At 48.0% G+C, this 20,509-nt stretch carries 18 protein-coding genes and 1 other annotated feature; of the genes, 7 read left to right on the top strand and 11 right to left on the bottom strand.

Annotated elements, in window-relative coordinates; all coding sequences use genetic code 11:
- Positions 1-4: 4 nt before the first annotated feature.
- The 10 genes from Q4Q49_RS18320 to Q4Q49_RS18275 all read right to left on the bottom strand — a co-directional run bounded on the left by Q4Q49_RS18320 (position 5) and on the right by Q4Q49_RS18275 (position 11,422).
- Positions 5-700, bottom strand: coding sequence for a GNAT family N-acetyltransferase (locus Q4Q49_RS18320; protein WP_312000052.1), 696 nt, complete (start codon positions 698-700; stop codon positions 5-7).
- On the bottom strand, positions 700-2,193 hold the full coding sequence (locus tag Q4Q49_RS18315) for a SidA/IucD/PvdA family monooxygenase (RefSeq protein WP_312000051.1): 1,494 nt from the start codon (positions 2,191-2,193) through the stop codon (positions 700-702). The genes Q4Q49_RS18320 and Q4Q49_RS18315 overlap by 1 nt, the downstream gene beginning before the upstream one ends.
- A gap of 858 nt (positions 2,194-3,051) precedes the next feature.
- Positions 3,052-3,336, bottom strand: a complete 285-nt coding sequence (locus Q4Q49_RS18310) for a DUF2798 domain-containing protein (protein ID WP_006082193.1) — start codon at positions 3,334-3,336, stop codon at positions 3,052-3,054.
- Positions 3,337-3,572: 236 nt separating this feature from the next.
- Complete coding sequence (locus Q4Q49_RS18305) at positions 3,573-3,983, bottom strand: glycerate kinase (protein ID WP_311891401.1); 411 nt, start codon at positions 3,981-3,983, stop codon at positions 3,573-3,575.
- Positions 3,984-4,348: 365 nt separating this feature from the next.
- Entirely contained in the window at positions 4,349-5,170 is an 822-nt protein-coding gene (gene trpA / locus Q4Q49_RS18300) for a tryptophan synthase subunit alpha (RefSeq protein WP_226059971.1), read from the bottom strand.
- Between the two features lie 5 nt (positions 5,171-5,175).
- Positions 5,176-6,366, bottom strand: a complete 1,191-nt coding sequence (trpB, locus tag Q4Q49_RS18295; RefSeq protein ID WP_063884781.1) for a tryptophan synthase subunit beta — start codon at positions 6,364-6,366, stop codon at positions 5,176-5,178.
- 187 nt (positions 6,367-6,553) lie between these two features.
- Complete coding sequence (gene trpCF, locus Q4Q49_RS18290) at positions 6,554-8,041, bottom strand: bifunctional indole-3-glycerol-phosphate synthase TrpC/phosphoribosylanthranilate isomerase TrpF (RefSeq protein WP_268650541.1); 1,488 nt, start codon at positions 8,039-8,041, stop codon at positions 6,554-6,556.
- A gap of 4 nt (positions 8,042-8,045) precedes the next feature.
- Entirely contained in the window at positions 8,046-9,119 is a 1,074-nt protein-coding gene (trpD, locus tag Q4Q49_RS18285) for an anthranilate phosphoribosyltransferase (protein WP_268650542.1), read from the bottom strand.
- Positions 9,116-9,718, bottom strand: coding sequence for an aminodeoxychorismate/anthranilate synthase component II (locus Q4Q49_RS18280; protein ID WP_268650543.1), 603 nt, complete (start codon positions 9,716-9,718; stop codon positions 9,116-9,118). The genes trpD and Q4Q49_RS18280 overlap by 4 nt, the downstream gene beginning before the upstream one ends.
- A 9-nt stretch (positions 9,719-9,727) precedes the next feature.
- A complete protein-coding gene (locus Q4Q49_RS18275) occupies positions 9,728-11,422 on the bottom strand; it encodes an anthranilate synthase component 1 (RefSeq protein WP_268650544.1) in 1,695 nt (564 codons plus the stop codon).
- Between the two features lie 98 nt (positions 11,423-11,520).
- Positions 11,521-11,628: a sequence feature (Trp leader region), on the bottom strand.
- A 210-nt stretch (positions 11,629-11,838) separates the two neighbouring features.
- Here Q4Q49_RS18275 and rnm point away from each other — a divergent pair.
- The 6 genes from rnm (at position 11,839) to Q4Q49_RS18245 (ending at position 16,799) form a co-directional block, all read left to right on the top strand.
- Positions 11,839-12,699, top strand: coding sequence for an RNase RNM (gene rnm / locus Q4Q49_RS18270; RefSeq protein ID WP_311988639.1), 861 nt, complete (start codon positions 11,839-11,841; stop codon positions 12,697-12,699).
- On the top strand, positions 12,696-13,316 hold the full coding sequence (locus Q4Q49_RS18265; protein ID WP_006082184.1) for an L-threonylcarbamoyladenylate synthase: 621 nt from the start codon (positions 12,696-12,698) through the stop codon (positions 13,314-13,316). Before rnm ends, Q4Q49_RS18265 begins: the two co-directional genes overlap by 4 nt.
- Before the next feature lie 159 nt (positions 13,317-13,475).
- Positions 13,476-14,264 carry a ScpA family protein gene (locus Q4Q49_RS18260; RefSeq protein WP_011847143.1) on the top strand — a complete coding sequence of 263 codons (789 nt, stop codon included), beginning with the start codon at positions 13,476-13,478 and terminating at the stop codon, positions 14,262-14,264.
- 3 nt (positions 14,265-14,267) lie between these two features.
- Positions 14,268-14,864, top strand: a complete 597-nt coding sequence (gene scpB, locus Q4Q49_RS18255) for an SMC-Scp complex subunit ScpB (protein ID WP_011847142.1) — start codon at positions 14,268-14,270, stop codon at positions 14,862-14,864.
- Entirely contained in the window at positions 14,857-15,732 is an 876-nt protein-coding gene (rluB, locus tag Q4Q49_RS18250) for a 23S rRNA pseudouridine(2605) synthase RluB (protein ID WP_011847141.1), read from the top strand. The genes scpB and rluB overlap by 8 nt, the downstream gene beginning before the upstream one ends.
- A gap of 101 nt (positions 15,733-15,833) precedes the next feature.
- A complete protein-coding gene (locus tag Q4Q49_RS18245) occupies positions 15,834-16,799 on the top strand; it encodes an exo-alpha-sialidase (protein WP_312000050.1) in 966 nt (321 codons plus the stop codon).
- A 145-nt stretch (positions 16,800-16,944) separates the two neighbouring features.
- On the opposite strand, the gene Q4Q49_RS18240 is transcribed toward Q4Q49_RS18245, so the two are convergent.
- On the bottom strand, positions 16,945-17,682 hold the full coding sequence (locus tag Q4Q49_RS18240; protein ID WP_312000049.1) for a YciK family oxidoreductase: 738 nt from the start codon (positions 17,680-17,682) through the stop codon (positions 16,945-16,947).
- Positions 17,683-17,944: 262 nt separating this feature from the next.
- On the opposite strand from Q4Q49_RS18240, the gene Q4Q49_RS18235 reads away from it, so the two are divergent.
- On the top strand, positions 17,945-20,425 hold the full coding sequence (locus Q4Q49_RS18235; protein WP_311988640.1) for a VolA/Pla-1 family phospholipase: 2,481 nt from the start codon (positions 17,945-17,947) through the stop codon (positions 20,423-20,425).
- Positions 20,426-20,509: the final 84 nt, after the last annotated feature.

Here is a 20,509-nt window from a genome sequence, read left to right as displayed (position 1 = left end):
TCACCTAAAGAGTCGAAAATGTTATGGGGGAGGTTGCGGGTGCTTTGAACGAGCTTGGCAGCACTGAGCTTGTCTGGGCTAAGCCCGTCGAAGAGGGCGTGTTCGATGCCAGCAGACGATCGGCCGCGGTACAAAATCCGAGGTAAGCTGCTTTAGTACTTAATTGAATTGCTTTTTCATAGCGAATGCCCACTCGGCTATTTAAGCGATGAATTTTGCCATTGAGTTGATCGGGTTCAACCACAAGGCGGCTAAAGGCCAATTTTTCAAGCACAAGCTGCGCTATCGCATCCATCACTTTGAAAGATAAGCCGCTGATTGGGCGGCCATCGGGCGGCGCGATAATCAGGTGCATACCGCAATCCCCCTTCGCAACAGGATAGTGGTGACCGATTTCATCGTGGGCGGGATCGTAGAGCTCCGCCATAAAGAGCGCTTTGCCCTGCCACTCACCTATCAAGGCAAACTTGTGCTGCGTGGTTACCATAAGGTTCTCTATGGCGGTGAGACTCAAGCCTTGCATGCCCCAAAACTGCGCGTACTCTTGGTTAAACCAAGACTGGAGTGTTGGTGTGTCTTGCTTAAGATCTAACGCTCTGAACTGGAAACCATTGATACTTGTCATCGCTGATAGCTGCGTTAAACCTAGCTGCGTTAAACCTAGCTGCGTTAAACAATGGTCACTGAAATGACTCGCCATTATTGCGCCTCCTTGTTTGGCGCCATCAAGACCGACATCTTGGTTCCCGCGCCTGCGCTCATACTCGAAGTCGGTGTTTGGGTTGGGTAGAGATGCGGCGATGCATCAGCGTTATTGTTGTGCGGCGACGTCTTAGGGAAATGTTTAGGGTTAATAATTGCATTGCTGCCGCAGGGCTGATGCTTGGCAAGTTTGGCCGGATCGAAGGTTTGAAAGGCGATATGTTCTTCAATATGGTAGGGCGCATAACCAAGCACGGCCTTTAAGATGATGCCGTTGCGATAACAGCCCATACCCAGATCCGGGGAACTTATTCCATGGGTATGTAAACCGACATTTTGGACAAAAATATCCCCGCGAATATCTATGCTGTAGTCGCGTTGCACGCTGAGTTGTCCCGCATCATCGAACTCGATCTGTTGCTTTATCTCTTTGATAAATTCAGGTAAACGGTAGTGATAGCCAGTGCCTAACACCACTGCACCCGTGGTTTGGCTCAAAGGGGTATTTTGCTCTTGATGCTGGAAATGTAATTTGAGTGCATCTGGGTCAGTTTGAATACGGGTTAACGCCACATTGGTCATCAATTGGCACTGGAAATCCGCAATCAAGCGCTTTTGATATAACAAGTCATAGATGTCGTTGATAAGCTCTGCATTAATGCCCTTGTAGAGCGATTTTTGACTGGCAATCAAAGCACAGCGTTTTTCCGGTGCTAATTCGTGGAAGTAATCGACATAATCTGGCGAGGTCATCTCCAACGTCAGCTTAGTGTATTCCAAGGGATAGAAACGTGCTGACCGTGTCATCCAATTGAGTTGATAGCCATAGGTATCAATGTCTTGCAGTAGATCGTAAAACACTTCCGCCGCACTTTGACCACTGCCAATTACAGTGATGGCACTCTGACTCTGCAGGTAGGTTTTTTGCTGCATATAGCTGGCTGTATGCATGACCCGCGCATCTTGAATGGGGCAATCCTTTGGCAGATAAGGCTCTGTTCCTGTGCCTAACACTAGCTTTCGGCATTGATAGGTATGGGTTTTGCCACTGCGTCTATCAAAACCTGTGACTCGATAAATACCTTCACCGGCGTTGTAATCCACTTGAGTGACCTTAAAACCAAATTTTAGATTGCTGAGTTGTTGGCTTACCCATTGGCAGTACAAGTTGTATTCGTGGCGAGGTAAAAAGAAATTCTCACGAATGTAAAAGGGATAAAGTCTACCCGTCTTTTTGGCAAAATTAAGGTAACTGTAACGGCTGGTGGGATCGGCCATAGTCACTAGATCTGACATAAAGGGGGTTTGCAGTCTCGAGGATTTGAGTAGCATGCCTGGATGCCAGTCAAAGCTGGTTTTAGCATCTAAAAATAAGCAGTTAAAGCCGTCGATAGGTTCTGATAAGGCGGCGAGACCAAGATTGAATGGGCCAATGCCGATGCCGAGTAGATCAAAGATTTCGCGATCCATTTCCCTTTGTTGAGTAGTCACTTACGCCTCCTTTGGCAGCATGCTGTTGCGTGTTGCCGATCCAGTAATCAGTTACCTAAGGACGCAAACCAAGTTAATGCGGCTGTCAAAATAGCCTGTTTAGCTATCTATCTTGCTGTGGTTAATTCGCTATGTTTAGCGCAGTCCTTAGGCCATTTTTCCTGCTGCCTCTGTCCCGACAACGGCGAGTAAATTAGCACGTGAAAATATTCAAATGCAAACCATTCTCATTTAGGAGGTGGTGAGGGTTAATACTTTTAACTTACGGATAAGCGGGCTAAGTACGGTTAATAACGTATGTGACGGCAAGATAATTGGCTGGCAAAAAGGCTAAACTTAAGGGGTGTATAATCGAGTTGATTACGAGTAATTTGACTTTTATATCTATAAATACAAGTGGTTATATCGATATTTGTGTTGGTTTATTAATCGAGGGGAATTGATTTAGATTGCGGCAATGTCGGCTGAGTCCAATGGGGATAGGTGCCGCTAAACAGTCAGTGTAAATCCATTGTAAAGCGCAGGCTGGAGCCTCGCTCAAGGCACTGGGTAAAATGAGTCGGGTGTGGGTTAAGTTTAAATGGATTGGCTCAGATGCATTGGTCCAGATTTATTGGTTTTGATGAATGAGTTCAGAGGCATTGCCCCCAGATGTATTCGCTTAGCTTGGTATTTTCTCAGAGAGCTATTCGCTTAAAACTGCTATTGGCTGGAACTGTAAATAGGGCGGTTATCTCGGTATGGATAGCGGCAGTGCGCGTTTATTAAGGGCATGAACTTAAGCTAAAGCCGTCCTAATACGGCTTTGAAATGTGGCTGTTAACTCAGAATGCGAGTTCGAAAAGCTAAATCGTAAAACTAGCGTAAATCGACAAAGTGTCCGGTAATTTTACGCACTAATGGCAACACCATCAGTAATGTCGGGAAGGCGACCACCCATGAGATAAGCCAAGCACCGAGCCAGAGTTCGATAAACTGCGGTGAAGCGCCAACGCCATTGAAAGTACTGATCCCAGAAACGATACAACTCATGAGAATAGAAAGGAAAAAGGGCATTACAACCGTGGCATACTTGGCTGGTAATTTAGGCGTGCCCAAAAAAGTACGAGGTTTGTCATCGGGCAAAGATTTGGAAATGGTCATCGGATCCTCTATTGGAGATGTATCAGGCGAATGATTTGTCACAGGCTAACACAGTCAATTGCGTTATCGACTTCATTTGCTCTTCCCATTGGGTTCAATAGCGAAAGCAAGGTATTTAAGCGATTGATGAAGTTTAGCCCGCGCGGCGACATTCTAGGTATTGCACCGATAAAGCGCAATCATTAAAGCCCAAGCTCGCCTATCTGTACGTTCACAGTTAGCGCAGGGATCAAGACTCAATTCATTCCATTTGTTACCCAAAGCTCGCCCGTCACATGGACCCAGTGACCGAGCGAAATAGGGGATTTGCCCAGTTCAGTATCAAAGGGGAGTGCAAGGTTTGAGTGCGACAGGTAAATCGTATCTTCGGGTGTTTGGCTGATGTCGACGATTTGTCCTGAAGTTTCAAAGTTCAATTGAATTGGTAGGCGTGGAGCTTGCTCAATGATGTCAACTTGAACACTTGCTAGTCGGCCGAGTAATTCAACCGTCACCCATTGGTTAACCGGAAAGCGCATTTTTGCCAGTTGATCGCTGCCTTGGTAATAAAACCAAATCGGCGCGCCATTGTCGCATTTGCCTGCGACTTCACCTTCAACACCATTGCCACATGGAGTTAGCTCGAGAATATAGATCCGATACTGCATATAAAGTCCATTTCATTTCGATACAGACATGCTACCGAGGAACTGTGACTAAATAACTGCGACTAAATAACCGCTAAGCTATCAGTTTGATTTCTTGTCACGGTAGGGGGGGGAGGCGTGATTGTTGATAAAGATAAGAGCCGTAAGAGAACACCAACAGTGAGGTGAGCAAGGCTGGGTAAACATAGGAGTCGGTCAATCTAAAGCAAAATAAGTGAGGCTGCGAATGTGCCCCACTTATTCTGTTGATTTTTCTCTTTCATCGCGTCTTAAGCACTAGCGATTTAGGCTATCAATTTAAATCAGTGACTTAGTTTATCAATTTCAATCAGTAATTTATCTCAGTGATTGAAATCTTGATTAACTTAGGTCGCCGCTTTCATGGCGCGAGTAAAATCGCCAAGTGTCGCCAGTAGCTTAGCTTCATCGTGCTGGTGGGTTTCGATGATCTTCACAACGGCAGAGCCAGAAATTGCCCCTGCAGCGCCTGCTTTGATGGCGGCGGTTACTTGAGCGGGTTCGGCAATGCCAAAGCCGAGTAGCGGTGGCGGCGCATTAAAAGTTTTCAATTTGGATAGAATTTCTTCCACCGGAACGCCAGCTTTAGTGTCTGTGCCTGTCACCCCTGCGCGGGATAAGAGATAGGTGTAACCTTCGCCGCTGGCGCTAACCAGTGCAAGGGTTTCACTGTCGGCATTGGGCGGCGCGATAAAAATGGGTGCGATACCATGGGCTTTAGCGGCTTCGCTAAAGGGCGCCGATTCTTCCACGGGTACGTCGGCAATAAGCACTGAATCCACACCCGCTTGCTGCGCTTTGGCGTAAAACGCATCTATGCCATTAGCAAACACCAAGTTCGCATACAGCAGCAAACCGATTGGCAGTTCAGGATATTTAGCACGCACTTGCGCCAGTAATTCAAAACACGCCGTTGGAGTCGTGCCCGCCGCTAAAGAACGCAGGTTAGCACCTTGGATCACAGGGCCATCGGCCAAGGGATCGGAAAACGGAAAGCCCAGTTCTAAGGCATCGGCACCGTTTTGCACTAAGGTATCGATAATTTTCAGCGATAACTCAGGGCTAGGATCACCAAGAGTGACGAATGGGACAAAAGCGCCACGACCTTCGGCTTTGAGTTTGGCAAAGGTGGCTTGGTAACGGCCAGTGTTGGTAGACGTGTCACTCATGTTTATTATTCCTCTTTACCATTCAAAATGTCAGAAACGGTGAAAATATCTTTGTCGCCACGACCGGAAAGATTGACCACTAAAATGGTTTCTTTGGTGCACTCGCGCGCCATTTTCACGGCATAGGCGATAGCATGTGCCGATTCCAATGCGGGGATAATCCCTTCACAGCGAGCCAGTTGTTGGAAGGCTTCTAACGCTTCATCGTCGGTGGCGGATTCATAACGGGCGCGGCCTGTGGCATTAAGATGCGCGTGCTGCGGGCCAACGGATGGGAAGTCCAATCCAGCTGAAATTGAATAGGATTCTTCGATTTGGCCTTCGCTATCTTGCATCAAAGGCGCTTTCATACCGAAGAAAATCCCTGTCTTACCGTGTTTAAGCGGCGCGCCGTGCATTGGCGTGTCTATGCCTTTACCCGCAGGTTCGACGCCAATCAGTTCGACACTTGGCTCGTCGATAAAGTCAGCAAACATGCCGATGGCGTTGGAACCGCCGCCCACACAGGCGATAACCGCATCAGGTAGGCGACCTTCGCGTTCCAGCATTTGCTTTTTGGTTTCTTCGCCAATAATGCGTTGGAATTCACGCACTATGGTTGGGAACGGATGTGGCCCCGCGGCCGTGCCGAGCAAATAGTGGGCCTTTTCGTAGCTGCCAGACCAGTCGCGCATCGCTTCATTACAGGCATCTTTTAAGGTGGCAGAACCTGAGGTGACAGGAATGACTTCCGCGCCCATCAACCGCATTCTAAATACGTTAGGTGATTGGCGCGCAACGTCTTTCGCGCCCATATAGACTTTACATTTCAAGCCTAATAGCGCGCAGGCAAGAGCGGTGGCAACGCCGTGTTGTCCTGCACCGGTTTCTGCAATAATTTCCTTTTTACCCATGCGTTTAGCAAGCAGAGCTTGGCCTAACACTTGGTTAGTTTTATGTGCGCCACCGTGGAGTAAATCTTCCCGTTTAAGGTAGATTTTCACCATAGGATTGGGGCTTAAATTGCGGGTTAAGGTCAGTGCTGTTGGGCGACCCGCGTAGTTTTTCAGTAAATCGGTAAATTCGGCTTTAAAGTCGTCATCTTCCTGCGCTTCCACAAAGGCAGTTTCTAATTGCTTAAGGGCTGGCACTAAAATCTGTGGCACATACATGCCGCCGTATTCGCCGAAATAAGGGTTAAGCTTTAACTTGGACATACCTTTTTCCTTATCTTATCAATCATTTTGTCAGTGGCTTGATGGGGCTAACCGCGTCTTGGTATTAAACGCGTTAACTGAGCCGTTATCTATTTGGTCACTGGCATTAATAGGTTCATATTTTTTGTTGAGCATCACGCTTGTCGAGCACCAACTGCATCTAGGGCTTCTTGCTTAGCGCGATAGGCTAGAGACGTAAATGGGTAAAAGCCGTTTGGATCAGTTGCGCCGATTTAATTCCTGCGGCGGTTTCTAGGCCAGAATTAAAATCTAAACCGTAAAATCCTTGGGCATTGGCACTTGCCGCATTGTCGGCGTTGAGTCCGCCCGCCAATATGGCATGGGCCTTTTGCTGGCCTAAGGACTTCACATCAATATTTTGCCAATTAAAGGCTTGGCCTGAGCCGCCAAATTGACCTGCCGTTTTACTATCAAAGAGATATCGCGATGCTCCCAGAGGCAAGTTGCCAAGTTCACCCGTTTGCGCATCGACGCTGACGGCTTTCCAAATTTGGGTGGTGAGTCCCGCTTGCTCAAGTCGCTCGGCGAGCTGTGCGATTTCAAGTTCAGTTTCCGTGCCGTGCAGCTGTACGGCAGATAACTGCAAACTGGCAGCGATATCGGTGATGGTGCTTGGCGCGGCATTAACAAACACGCCGACAAATTCAATGGCGGGGGCATCGGATGCACGGTACTCCTTGAGTAGTTGTTCTGCGGCATTAAGGGTTAACGCGCGTGGGGATTTTTCAGCAAAAATCAGTCCGCCATAGACAGCGCCTGCTGTTGCCGCGGCGCGAATATCTTCCACACGGGTGAGGCCGCAGACTTTATTGTGACCGAAGATCAATTTACGGCAGGCCAAGTCGATATCAGCCTCAGCCATAATCGAGCTGCCGACAAGGAAGCCATCAACCAGCGGACTTAGGCGACGTACTTGCTCATTGTTGTAGATGCCAGATTCGCTGATCACCACGCGGTCGCTGCCAATGTGTGGCGCTAAGGCTTCTGTGGTGGCGAGATCGGTACTTAAATCCCTTAAGTTACGGTTGTTGATGCCAATAATCGGCGCATCTAATGCGATGGCGCGCTTAAGTTCTTCTTCGTTACTGACTTCGGTCAGTACATCGAGTTGATACTTAGCGGCTTCTTTCGCTAGACCTTGATATTGTTCATCATCAAGCACGGACAGCATCAACAGAATCGCATCGGCGCCTTGGTGGGCGGCGAGTTTGATTTGGTATTTGTCCACAAAAAAATCTTTGCACAGAATTGGTTGGTTGACCCGAGCGCGCACCTTAGGGATATAGTCCATATCCCCTTGGAAAAATTGCTCGTCGGTTAATACCGAAATGCCCGCCGCATATTTACCGTAAATATCGGCAATGGCTTCTACATTAAACACATCGCGGATAAGTCCTTTGGATGGACTGGCTTTTTTGCATTCTAAAATGTAACCCGCCTTGGGTGCCTTGAGTGCGGCAAATAAACTGCGGTCAGAGATTTTTGGCGATAGGCTCGCCTCAGGGAAACGCAGCTTCAGGGCGGCAATATGGGCCGCTTTGGTATCGACGATACGGGTTAACACATTACTTTTTGGCATAGCGTTTGTGGCTGCCTCTGGCTGAGTACGCAGGTCTTGAGTCATTGCTGTTGGAGTCAATTCTACTTGAGACATTCGCTTATTTTCCTCTTTCTTGACCGTTGACATGGGCTTCACCGCTGACTTTTGCGAGCTGGCTTAACAATTCAAAGGCTTTGCCGCTTTGAATGGTAGCGAGAGCAAGTAAGGTTCCGGCTTTGACTGAATCAGCAATTCCACAGACATATAAAGCACAACCGGCATTGATGGCGACCGCATTGGCATGTGCTTCAGTACCGTTGCCTTTTAAAATCGCCTCGGTAATCAAGGCATTCTGCGCGGGCTCGCCACCTTCTAAGTCTGTTATCTGCGCTAAAGGCACACCTAAATCGGCGGGCGTGAGTTGATACTCTATGATGTCGCCGTCTTTTAACTCAGCAACTTGGGTGTTGCCGTGCAGCGCGACTTCATCTAAACCGCTGCCGTGCACTACCATAGCGCGTTTTGTGCCAAGCGCCTTTAATACTTTCGCTATCGGTAAGACTAACTCAGGGCTATACACGCCAAGTAACATAAATTCAGGTCGTGCGGGGTTAATTAGCGGCCCTAACACATTGAATAAGGTGCGCGTTTTCAGTGCTTGTCTTACGGGCACCGCATGTTTTACCCCGCCATGGTAGTGGGGCGCAAACAAAAAGCACAAATTCAATGCGTCGAGGCAACGACTGGCAGTCTCTGGCGACATAGTTAAGTCGATGCCAAACTGCGCCAAAAGATCCGATGACCCTGATTTACTCGATACGCTACGATTGCCGTGTTTGGCGACCTTAGCACCTGCCGCCGCGGCAACAAAGGCCGCAGTGGTGGAAATATTAATGGTATTAAAGCCATCGCCACCCGTGCCAACAATATCAACTATGCCATTGTAAAGCGGATTGTTGTTTCGCTCAGGGCAGGGAAAAGGTTTGGCGGCGGCGCGCATGGCATCGGCGGCGCCGCTGATCTCATCAATGGTCTCGCCGCGCATTTTCAGCGCAACTAACATTCCCGCCATCGCTGCTTCACTCATCTCACCGCGAATTAACGCGCCAAAAAGTTCGGCGGTTTGCTCGCGGCTTAAACTTTTACCTTGGTATAAAACGTCGAGTAAAGGCTGAATAGGGTTGGTACTCATGCGGTTACTCCTGTTGTCATGTCTTGGGTAAGAAAGGCTAAGGTTTGAATGAGCAATGTGCTGCCCAACGTCGTCAGAATTGATTCAGGGTGGAACTGAAAGCCAACGGCTCTGTGCTCAGGGTGCAGAATCGCCATCGGCATAGCGTCAGTCGTTGCGATTACTTGCAAGCAGTCAGGCACGTGAGTGGCGACCAGACTGTGGTAACGGGCAACGGGCAAGGGAGAGGGCAAACCGGCAAATACGCCAGTACCATCATGGAAGGTTGGGCTTGCCTTGCCGTGCACCACAAAAGGCGCGCGCGCCACTTTGCCGCCGTAATATTCCACCATAGCTTGATGCCCAAGGCAGATGCCCAGCATAGGGACTTTACCGGCGACTTTGGCGATAAGCGCCATCATAGAGCCTGCTTCATGGGGCGCACCAGGACCGGGTGATAACACTAGGGCTGAGGGTTCTTGTTCGTTAAGCAGTTTTTCAGCGATAAAGTCGGCGGCAACATCGTTGCGGTAAATCACCACTTCACAGCCAAGGCTGCGAAATTGATCCACTAAGTTGTAGGTAAAGGAGTCAAAGTTATCGAGTAGATAGAGTTTCATGTTTGGCTCCTATTTAGATGGTACTGAAGTGGATTTCACAAAAGTGGATTGAGCTGACGCGTCATTTACTGGCGATTCATTGACTAGCAGCCCAGCGCCCATTTTGATGGCCGAAATCACGGCTTGGGCTTTTTGACGGGTTTCGTCAGCCTCACTTTGGGGATCCGAATCGAACACGACACCCGCGCCCGCTTGAATAAAGGCGGTGCCATTTTTGACAAAGGCGGAGCGGATCACAATACAGGTGTCCATATCACCAAGGGCATTAAGGTAGCCCACAGCGCCGCCGTAGCTGCCACGGCGGGCTTTTTCCGCTTGGCGAACCAATTGTGATGCACTCACTTTTGGGGCGCCGACTAAAGTGCCCATATTCATACAGGCCTGATAAGCATGCAGCGCATCTAAATCTTGGCGCAGTTGACCCGTTACGCGACTGACGAGGTGCATCACGTGGGAATAGCGATCAACTTTCAGTAATTCAGCTACTTTACGGCTGCCGCTTTGGCTGATGCGTGCGATATCGTTGCGAGCTAAATCGACCAACATTAAGTGTTCTGACAGTTCTTTTTTATCTAAACGCAGTTCAAGTTCAATGCGGCTGTCTAAGTCAAAATCAATCTCGCCCGTGGCGGTTTTACCGCGTTTGCGGGTGCCGGCAATCGGGTAGACTTCGACTTGATTGCTGCTGGCTTCGTATTTAAGCGCGCTTTCTGGTGAAGCACCAAAAAGCGTGAAATCTGGGCCCCTGAAATAAAACATGTAAGGGCTTGGGTTAGTTAGACGCAGGGCGCGATAAGCCCCTAAGGTATTCGGGCAAGGTAAACTAAAACTACGCGATGGCACCACTTGGAAAATATCGCCCGCAATAATGTGTTCTTTCAAATCGATAACGGTTTGTTTGAACACCTCATCGGAAATATTGACTTGCTCAGTAGCGTCGATGGCGACCAGTGTCGGCACATCGGCAGGTGAATTACCGAGGGTTTTACATTGAGTACTTAACAGCTGAACTCGCTCGCTCAGCGCTGCGGTGATGGCGGTATGCTGGGCGGAATCACGACTGAAATTATGGGTAATGATGTCGGCTTGTTTCAGTTTATGGTCGATAAGGATTAAGGTTTCTGCGAGGTAGAATAAGTAGTCTGGGCAATCATTATCGCGGTTCGGCACGGCTGGCAGCGGTTCGACGGTATCAATCAAGTCGTAGGCCAGTACGCCACCTAAAAACAGATCCTCAAAGGCGGGTTTACTTTGGCTGTCAGTATGAGTGCCACAATCAATTTGCTGGATAAACATCCGCAGGCCATCGAGTGGCGAGGTAGATTTTAAGCGTGCATCTTCATCCTGCAACTTAGTGTCTTTTTGCAGTGTCACCACTAAGGTCAAGTTATCACGGACTAGACTGGCACTCATATCAGCACGATCGCCGCTCGCGCTGAAGAAGGTTTCGATTGGGGTAAGTAAGCTCGCGCCATTGTCGGTCAGTGCGGTAAAGGTCAGTTGATAACCGTCGCAGCGGATCATCATGGCGGCATGGGTCATCACCATGCTTTTTAAGTGATCTTTACTGTCGATTTCGGCCGATTCCAGCAACATAGTATGGGGCGCATCTTGAGTAATGTGCTGATACAAGCGCAGTGGATCGCTGTGGTAGGTTAATGCCGCCTTGAGTGTGCTTGAGCGTGCGAATGTCTGTTTGGGCATGTTCATACTCCAGCTACCTTATAAAATGTCTTTAACATCATGAGTTATCTCGCTTTCTTAATCTTGTTACCCGAGTCTGCCGACATTTTTCGCACCTAACAAAAAAGCCCGCATTTCTGCGGGCTTCTTGTTGATTCTGGTCACTTTCAAATGAGCACAGAGCTTCACACCACCCGCTAAGTTGGGAAGTGCCACCACCAAATGATGTTTAATGAAGCATTAATGTGTGTCATTCAAAAGGGTCTCGCTAATTCAGTAATTGGTGTATAGAAAACCTTAGCCGGGGTCGAATGTCAATTGAATATTTTTCATTTTCTGCGATTTATTCACTTTAATGACGCAGAAAATTTAAGTCACACAGCCACAAAATGCGAGATAGCAGCGCATTTATTAACAAATTCACGTACAATAGCCCCATGAATACTCAAAGCATATTGGCTGATCTGCACAGCCACACGACCGCATCCGACGGTCAGTTAACTCCGTCTGAATTGGTGGCTAGAGCCCTTGAAAAGGGCGTGCAGTTATTTGCGATTACTGACCACGACACGGTAGCAGGTTTACCCGAAGCCCGTGCCTTTAATCTATCGCAAGCAGAACCGTTGAAATTGATCTCTGGCGTAGAAATCTCTACTCGCTGGAACAGTTATGATATTCACATAGTTGCGCTTAACTTCGATGCGGATAATCCTGCCTTATTAGCATTTTTAGAAAACCAGCGTGAGTTACGTGAATTACGCGCTCAAGAAATTGGCCATAGATTAGCTAAGGCCGGTATTGAAGGTGCTTACGAAGGTGCCAAGGGGTTGGCGGGTGAAGCGGCATTGAGCCGTGGACATTACGCCCGTTGGATGGCTGAAAATGGTCATGCTGTGGATATGCCGAGCGTGTTTAAACGCTACCTTGCCCGCGGTAAAACCGGTTATGTCCCCAATAATTGGGGTGATATGGCCAGCGCCATCGATATCATTCATAACGCGGGTGGATTAGCTGTGTTGGCGCATCCCAGTGGTTATAAGTTATCGGCAAAGTGGCTTAAGCGATTAGTGCGTGAATATAAAGAAGCGGGTGGAGATGCCATGGAAGTGGTACTTGGCCAGCAAACATTAGACGACAGGGCCAACCTTGTGGCCTTGAGCTTACAAAATCAATTGCTTGCATCGATAGGGAGTGATTTTCACTTTCCAAGTAATTGGATCGAATTAGGAAAAAATCTGTATCAGCCCCAAGGTATTGATTGGGTCTGGCAATCGGAATCTTGGGTGGAACGACCATGAGTCAGTTTTTTTATGTACATGAAGTAAATCCGCAAACACGCCTTATCAGTCAAGCTGTTGCCGCTTTAAAAGCGGGCGGTGTGATTGTTTATCCCACCGATTCGGGCTATGCCTTAGGCTGCTTGATTGGTGAGAAAGATGCGATGACGCGGATGGCGAGAATTCGTCAAATCGAGAACGATCATAACTTTTCATTGATGTGCCGTGATTTATCCGAGCTTGCGACCTACGCCAAAGTGGATAATCAGGCGTATCGCATTCTAAAAAGTTGCACGCCTGGGCCTTATACGTTCATTTTTAAAGCGACCAAAGAAGTGCCACGTCGTCTGCAAAATGACAAGAAAAAGACCATAGGTATTCGCGTGCCCGACAATGTGATCGCACTGGCGTTGCTTGAAGCCTTAGATGCGCCGCTGATGTCGACCAGTTTGGTGATGCCAAATGCAGAATTTGCCGAGTCTGATCCTGAACAAATTCGCGATTTGCTCGAGCATCAAGTGGATGTGATTATCCATGGCGGTTATTTAGGTGAAAAACCGACGACAGTGATTGATATGTCTGAAGATGGCGCCGAAATTTTGCGTGAAGGCGCGGGTGATATCACGCCTTTTCTCTAAATCCAGCGCATTAGATTTATCTGTAGTGGATGCGAGTGAGCGATGCGGCGAGCGGCAGTGAACATTTGGCAGTTTTATCGCCGCAGATTTACAGGTATAATCGCGCGTTTGGCGTTAGCCTAAGTTGGCTAGCGCAGCGTTAACGGAGCAAGATAGCGGATGCAGGGCACGCAACAGAGTTTACCCTTAGCCGTTATTCGTGGTCAGGCAATGACCGAAATGCCGCTGGATTTGTTTATTCCGCCGGAGGCATTGGAAGTGTTCCTTGAGTCCTTTGAAGGCCCATTGGATTTACTGTTATATTTGATCCGTAAGCAAAAATTAGACGTTGTCGATTTACCCATTCAGCAAATCACCGCGCAGTATTTAGAATATATTACGTTGCTGACACAGGCTCGAATTGAACTTGCCGCCGATTACTTAGTGATGGCGGCAACGCTTGCCGAGATTAAATCCCGTTTGCTGCTGCCGCGTATGGTGGCTGAAGATGAGGTTGAGGAAGATCCTCGGGCGCAATTGATCCGTCAGTTGAAAGCCTATGAAGTGATTAAAGAAGCGTCGCAAAAACTCGATGATTTGCCGCGGCTCGAGCGGGATGTGTTTCAAGCCAAAGCGGTGGCAGCACCTGACATTAAGCCGTTAATGATCCCGCCAGAAGTCTCGTTGTTTGAAATTGCCCGCGCCTTTGGCGATGTGCTCAAACGTATCGATGCCAATGAAGATCATCACGTTAAGCGTGAACAGTTATCGACGCGTGAGCGCATGAGCCAGATTTTAGCCATGCTGAACTCGGAAGATTTTACGGCATTTGAACGTTTATTTACCGTAGCAGAAGGCCGTGCAGGCGTGGTCGTGACCTTCTTAGCACTGATGGAATTAGTCAAAGAATTATTGGTTGAATTGTACCAAACAGAACCGTTTTCAACTATTTACGTTAAGGCCTATTAATTGATGCAGATAAATCCGACTCAATTAAAACAGCTTATTGAAGCGAGTTTGTTTGTATTGGGGAAACCCTTGTCGGCGAAAATGTTGAAAGACACTGTATTGGTGGATTTCACGGTTTCCAGAGACAAAATAAAAGCTGCATTGGATGAGCTGCAGCAGGATTATCAAGACAGAGGTGTGCAACTTGTGAAAGTCGCTGGTGGTTATCGCTTCCAGACCTTAGACGTCTTGAGTCCTTTTTTGCAGCCCCTGTGGCAAGAAAAGGCGCCTAAATATTCGCGTGCGACATTAGAAACCTTGGCGGTGATTGCTTATCGTCAACCTGTGACTCGCGGCGATATTGAACAGGTGCGCGGTGTGGCCATTAGTAGTCACATCATAAAAAGTTTGTCAGATAGACATTGGATTAAAGTAGTTGGCCATAAAGAAGTACCGGGGCGACCCGCGTTGTATGCCACTACCTTAGAATTTTTAGCATATTTTGGCTTAGACACCTTAGCGGATTTACCGCCGCTGTCGGATACTGAGTCATTGCAGGCGGTTTTTTCAAGTGTGAAATTAACGCCGGAACAGTCAGAAGAGCAAAATACTAATGAGTGAAAAATTGCAGAAAGTCTTGGCCCGTGCAGGCCATGGCTCCCGTCGTGAGATGGAGGCATGGATTGCTGCAGGCCGAGTTAGTATTGATGGTGAAATTGCTAGCCTTGGGGATCGGATTGAAGCCGATGCTAAAGTGCGTATCGATGGCAGAGCCATTTCGTTAAAGTCTGCCGAAGACGTGATCTGTCGAGTATTGGCATACCATAAACCTGAAGGCGAAATTTGTAGTCGTAAAGATCCTGAAGGCCGTCCAACGGTATTCGATCGCTTACCTAAAGTGCGTGATTCACGCTGGGTTGCGGTAGGTCGTTTAGACATCAACACCTCAGGTTTATTGTTGTTTACCTCAGATGGTGAATTAGCGAACCGCTTAATGCATCCATCGAACGAAGTCGACCGCGAATACGCAGTGCGTACCTTCGGTGAAATCCCTGAAGCGACAGTGCAACGTTTGCGTACTGGCGTAATGTTAGAAGACGGCCCTGCGCAGTTTGATAGCATCAAGCCAGCGGGCGGCGAAGGCATGAACCAGTGGTGGCATGTGTGTTTACGCGAAGGTCGTAACCGCGAAGTGCGTCGTCTGTGGGAATCCCAAGAAGTGCAAGTGAGCCGTTTGATCCGTATCCGTTACGGTATGGTTGAATTGCCAAAATCACTGCCACGGGGTGGCTGGGTTGAATTGCCAATGGAGCAAGTTAACTACTTGCGTAAATTGGCAGGTTTAGAACCAGAAACCCGCACTATGCTTGCTGCCGATAAACACAGCGTAGCCCGTGCTCAGGTGAAGAGTGCTAAAATTCGCCGCGCCGTACGTAAGCATAAAGTAACCGGTTCGGGAAAACCTAAGCCATCGCGTCAGCGCAGCTAAGTTGTTTTATCCCAATGAAAAAGGCCGCTTAGCGGCCTTTTTGCTTTCTGTTATTTGCAGCTATGTTATAACAAGAGTCAGCTGGATTGAGGAGTGAATGGATGAAGCTAATTTCAGTGCGACGGATTTGGGAGCAAGCTGCCCATAATGCGTTTACCGATTTAATCGCGTTTCAGGAAGCACTTTTTTGTGTTTTCCGTGAAGGGACTGCCCATGTGTCACCCGATGGCGCTTTGCGTATTCTACGTTCAGTGGATGGCGGCGAGACGTGGCAGAGCGTGGCACTTATTCGTTCGGAAGAGGCTGATTTACGCGACGGTAAACTGATTGAATATCAAGGGGAATTGCTTTTACTCGGTGGCGGGACCTTACATGATAAGTCGGGTATACAATCACATCTTTGGCGCTCAGCCGATGGGCGAGTATGGTCGGATGCGCTAAAGATAGCTGATAAGGGCTATTGGTTATGGCGTTTAACCGAGCATCAAAATACGCTCTATGGTGTGGGCTATCGCCCAGGACCTGATGGTGACACTCGGTTGTATAAGAGTGATGATGGCGTGCGGTTCAAGACTTGGCTAAAGGTGTTTAATAATCAAGGTTATGTCAACGAAACAGCCATTGTTTTTGATCAAGACAGCGGCTTTTGTCTCTTGAGGCGCGATCCCGTTTGGGGCCCTGAATTTGTTGGTTTACTCGGTCACAGTCGCGCGCCATTCACCGATTGGCAATGGCAAGAACTCGATAAGCGCATTGGTGGGCCAGTGATGTTGATGTATCAATCCCGCCTGTTGGCTGTGGTGCGCTTATACGATGAACAAGTTCGAACGGCTTTAGTTGAAATTCATCCTGATACTGGCGTTGTTCAAGAACTACTGACACTGCCATCGAAGGGCGATACCAGTTATGCGGGCGTTGTGATTGACGGAAATGAGTTGTGGGTAAGTTATTACTCAAGCCATGAGTTAGCTGACTCACCGCTAGATACGCAGAATTTGCTTGATGAATCAAGCAGAGCCGCTAAAGCTAAAACGATGATTTATTTTGCAAAAATTCAGTTAAGTTAAGATTGGCGGTGCGGCGTTTTTATGCTTTTTATTGCCATTGATTAAAACAGAGTTCCATCTTGTGAATATCTAAAATAATAAAGGGCCATCAATAGGCCCTTTATTATTGCTGAATCATATTGCCAAAAACCGATAAGCGATGTGATTACTGAGCGTTGAACTGCTGACCGTTCACTGCGCTTGCGTCTTGACCCATTAAATATAAATAGGTTGGCATGATCTCTTCTGCGGTTTTGAGATCCAGCGGATTTTCAGCAGGGTAGGCTTTAGCGCGCATTTCAGTGCGGGTTGCACCAGGATTGATACTGTTGACGCGAACCGAGGTGCCATCACACTCATGGGCGAGGACTTGCATCATGCCTTCAGTGGCAAACTTAGAGAAGGAATAAGGTCCCCAGTAGGCGCGGCCTTGACGACCCACACTGCTCGACGTGAAGATAATCGATGCACTGGGCGCTTGGCGCATCACAGGTAGTAATGCTTTAGTTAGCATAACTTGGGCCGTGACGTTCACTTTGAGTACGTCTTCGAGTGATGGAATATCTATGTGTTCAAACGGGCCTAGGGCACCGAGCAGGCTCGCGTTATGTAATAAGCCGTCTAAATGATCGAATTGCTCGGCTATGGTATCGGCCATATCGCGATAATTTTGCTCCGTCGCGCCCTTAAGATCTAATGGCACTATGGCAGGTTTTGGATAACCGGCTTGTTCGATGACATCGTAAACCGCTTCTAGTTTTTTCACTGTTTTACCGAGTAAAATCACAGTGGCGCCGTGCTTTGCAAACTCAATGGCAGCGGTGCGACCTATGCCTGCGCCAGCGCCTGTCACTAAAATTGTTTTGCCTTTGAGTAAATCTTTTGCTGCTTGATATTCCAACATGAGTCTCTTTTTCCTCTTGGCGAGAATGCCCGCCACTTCTAGAGTCGCCGAAGTGATAAACGCATGTTTCAAACAAATGAATGAAACTTTGTTATAAATAGCTAAAATGTTTGTGACAAACTTGTGGCTAACTCAATATTTTTACGTTAACTTGAAATGAGTTAGGGGCTAACATAAGCCCTATTGGTCACAGATTTAAAAGCTATTGTGACTAATTTCTTGGGGAAAACAAAACTATTACAACAAGATTTGGGGAAAAAAGATGAAAAGACTCATTTTGGGTGTTGCGATTGCATCTGCACTGGGCCTCACAGGATGTGGTGAGGACAGTTATAACGATCTCAAGGATAAGACAGAACCACTCGTCCCTGAATCGCACATGGTGTTCGACCCTGCTAATTCAAAAGTACCATTACCGAATGATTTGCTATTCAGTGGTACCAAGGATGGCACATTATCGATTCCGGGTGAAAGCTCAGGCAATTATGTTGATCCACAAATAGCGCTTGGGGCGTTAGATGGCTGGTCGACAACATCACCGATTTCCATTGATATTGATCTAGCGAAAAAACACGACGGCACACCGCTGACCTTAATGGCGGCATCGGTTGCACAACCTGGCGCAGTCAGAATGTTTGAGGCCACTGTCGGTGGTCCATTGTCTTCTGATGCTGAGTGTACTGCTAAACCGTCAGTTTCAGCGTGTAAAGTCGGAGCAGAACTTCAGTTTGGCGTTGACTTTGTATCCACCGCATCAGGCAATAAAGTGGTGATCGTGCCGCTTAAGCCACTCAAAGCTGGGCAGTCGTATATTTATGCGACGACTAATCTTATTCAAGATTCTGAAGGTCGTGGTATTGCGCCTTCAACGACCTATGGTTTGTTGAAGCTAGACATCACTACATTACCTTTAGAAACACCCGATCAATTGATGCTGCAAACCTTAGTGAACAGCTATGAGAAAGGCATTGCTGCGGCCCATAATGTCGATCCTTCGACCATAAGCTACTCTGGGCTGTTTACGACTCAGTCTGTCGCTAACGTCTATGAAACGACTAAACTGCTGATGGCAAAGGGCGCGCCTTATGCCCCCAGCTTTGCTCAGATGCCAACGCCTGCCGGTTATACTGTTGCACAAGCGGTGGGATTAACGGACTCAAATAGTGCTGCCTTTAAAGCCGCTGATTTAGCCGATGTGTATACCGCAAAAATTAAACTGCCGATTTACGGTGATTGCTCTTCGGTCAGTTGTTTATCAGCTGAAGGCAAACCATTAATTAATGGTCATTGGAAAGCACAAGGCGATAGCCCAGTCTCCGTACTATTAGCTTTGCAAGCGGGCACACTCAGCCAAAATAATTTTGGTATGCAAGCCGTGGCCAATGGTATTGCGAACCCTGCCGATGCGTTAGCCAATCCGTCTCTAATGGCGGGTAAAACTTGGTTGTTAGACGATGGTACAGCGGTAGATAAAACTAAGCATCTGACTAAGTTCAACCCAATTCCAGCGATTAAAGGATATGAAACCGTACCTGTACTGATTTCAATCCCTAATGCAGCTAAATTAGCAGCGTTGTACAATAATCCTGATCTAGCGACGGCGCCATTGGCTGGTTGGCCAACCACAATCGCACTGCACGGTTTAGGTGGCGGCAAAGAAATGTCACTAGCCTATGCGGGTTCGTATGCGGCCATGGGCGTTGCAACTATTGCTATCGATATGCCACTGCATGGGGCGCGCTCATTCGATGCTAACGGCGATGGGGTTTATGAAGTCTCTGCGACCGATCCTTCTTTTGGGGCTGTAGTCGGTACACCAGATGCCTTTAAAAATGGTAATCCGCTGGTGTTCGTGAATATCTCTAGCACTTTGTCGGTTCGTGATAATTTCCGTCAAGCGACGATGGACCATTTAGGTGTTCGTCTTGCTCTAACAGGATTAGCACAGGGCTTAGCACAAGCAGGTCAGCCACAAGTATTTGACGTGTCTAAAATCAGTGCTCAAGGTCTGAGTTTAGGCGCGATTGTCGGCACCGATTTTGCGACCTATGCCAGCACTGGCATGAAGAACCCTGCAACCGGCGATGCCTTGCCAAATGCCTATGTCATCAATGCCTTATCCCTAGCAGCGCCTGCAGGGGGATTAGCAGGATCATTTGCGGGTTCTGCAACCTTTGGTCCAGTGCTGTTTAGCAATATCAAGGCATCTGCGACTTTCCAAGCGCTGGTCGATAAGGCTAATACTGCAGGATATGAGGTGGGGAGTCCTGAATATGAGGCACTGGTGCAGGCAGTATATGCCCAGTTTATTCCTACGTTTGCCTTTGCGGTTCAAACGGCTGTGGATTCTGCTGATCCAATTAACCATGCCTCTATGTTAAAGGCGACGGACTTACCTGTTCATTTGATTGAAATCGCCGGTGATGGCAATGGTAACTTACCTGATCAAGTGTTACCGAACCGGGTAGATAACTTTCCGTTATCGGGCACTGAGCCGTTGATATCTGCTATTGGCCTACCTTGTGTCGATAGTACCAGTAAAGGTCATGGCGTTGTGCGTTTCTCTAAAGGTCACCATAGTTCGATTGTGAGCCCAGGTGAAACGGACGCTACAGATGGTATGGCTGCTGCTGCTACCGTTGAAATGCAGACTCAAGTGGCAAACTATGCTGCGACTGCAGGTAAAGGTGATGCGACGATTTTAGTGACAAACAGCGATGTCATTGCGACTTGTCCTAACTAATCTGCGCTTAATCGGAAAAACCCAGCGAATGCTGGGTTTTTTTATGGGCCTTTAGGCTGTTAGAATAGCGCGCAATTGACTGAT

It is taken from the genome of Shewanella sp. SP1S1-7 (genome assembly GCF_031932105.1).
In the GTDB taxonomy this organism is placed as follows: Bacteria; Pseudomonadota; Gammaproteobacteria; order Enterobacterales; family Shewanellaceae; genus Shewanella; species Shewanella baltica.
The sequence above is the reverse complement of the archived record's forward strand: the minus strand, read 5'-3'. Positions and strand labels throughout refer to the sequence as shown.

Coding starts and splice junctions, on each gene's coding strand:
- Q4Q49_RS18265 (WP_006082184.1), top strand. CDS start 12,696: ATGAGTCAGTTTTTTTATGTACATGAAGTAAATCCGCAAACACGCCTT.
- Q4Q49_RS18275 (WP_268650544.1), bottom strand. CDS start 11,422: ATGCCCAAACAGACATTCGCACGCTCAAGCACACTCAAGGCGGCATTA.
- trpCF (WP_268650541.1), bottom strand. CDS start 8,041: ATGTCTCAAGTAGAATTGACTCCAACAGCAATGACTCAAGACCTGCGT.
- Q4Q49_RS18235 (WP_311988640.1), top strand. CDS start 17,945: ATGAAAAGACTCATTTTGGGTGTTGCGATTGCATCTGCACTGGGCCTC.
- trpB (WP_063884781.1), bottom strand. CDS start 6,366: ATGTCCAAGTTAAAGCTTAACCCTTATTTCGGCGAATACGGCGGCATG.
- Q4Q49_RS18320 (WP_312000052.1), bottom strand. CDS start 700: ATGGCGAGTCATTTCAGTGACCATTGTTTAACGCAGCTAGGTTTAACG.
- trpD (WP_268650542.1), bottom strand. CDS start 9,119: ATGAGTACCAACCCTATTCAGCCTTTACTCGACGTTTTATACCAAGGT.
- rnm (WP_311988639.1), top strand. CDS start 11,839: ATGAATACTCAAAGCATATTGGCTGATCTGCACAGCCACACGACCGCA.
- Q4Q49_RS18310 (WP_006082193.1), bottom strand. CDS start 3,336: ATGACCATTTCCAAATCTTTGCCCGATGACAAACCTCGTACTTTTTTG.
- Q4Q49_RS18280 (WP_268650543.1), bottom strand. CDS start 9,718: ATGAAACTCTATCTACTCGATAACTTTGACTCCTTTACCTACAACTTA.
- Q4Q49_RS18245 (WP_312000050.1), top strand. CDS start 15,834: ATGAAGCTAATTTCAGTGCGACGGATTTGGGAGCAAGCTGCCCATAAT.
- trpA (WP_226059971.1), bottom strand. CDS start 5,170: ATGAGTGACACGTCTACCAACACTGGCCGTTACCAAGCCACCTTTGCC.
- rluB (WP_011847141.1), top strand. CDS start 14,857: ATGAGTGAAAAATTGCAGAAAGTCTTGGCCCGTGCAGGCCATGGCTCC.
- Q4Q49_RS18240 (WP_312000049.1), bottom strand. CDS start 17,682: ATGTTGGAATATCAAGCAGCAAAAGATTTACTCAAAGGCAAAACAATT.
- scpB (WP_011847142.1), top strand. CDS start 14,268: ATGCAGATAAATCCGACTCAATTAAAACAGCTTATTGAAGCGAGTTTG.
- Q4Q49_RS18305 (WP_311891401.1), bottom strand. CDS start 3,983: ATGCAGTATCGGATCTATATTCTCGAGCTAACTCCATGTGGCAATGGT.
- Q4Q49_RS18260 (WP_011847143.1), top strand. CDS start 13,476: ATGCAGGGCACGCAACAGAGTTTACCCTTAGCCGTTATTCGTGGTCAG.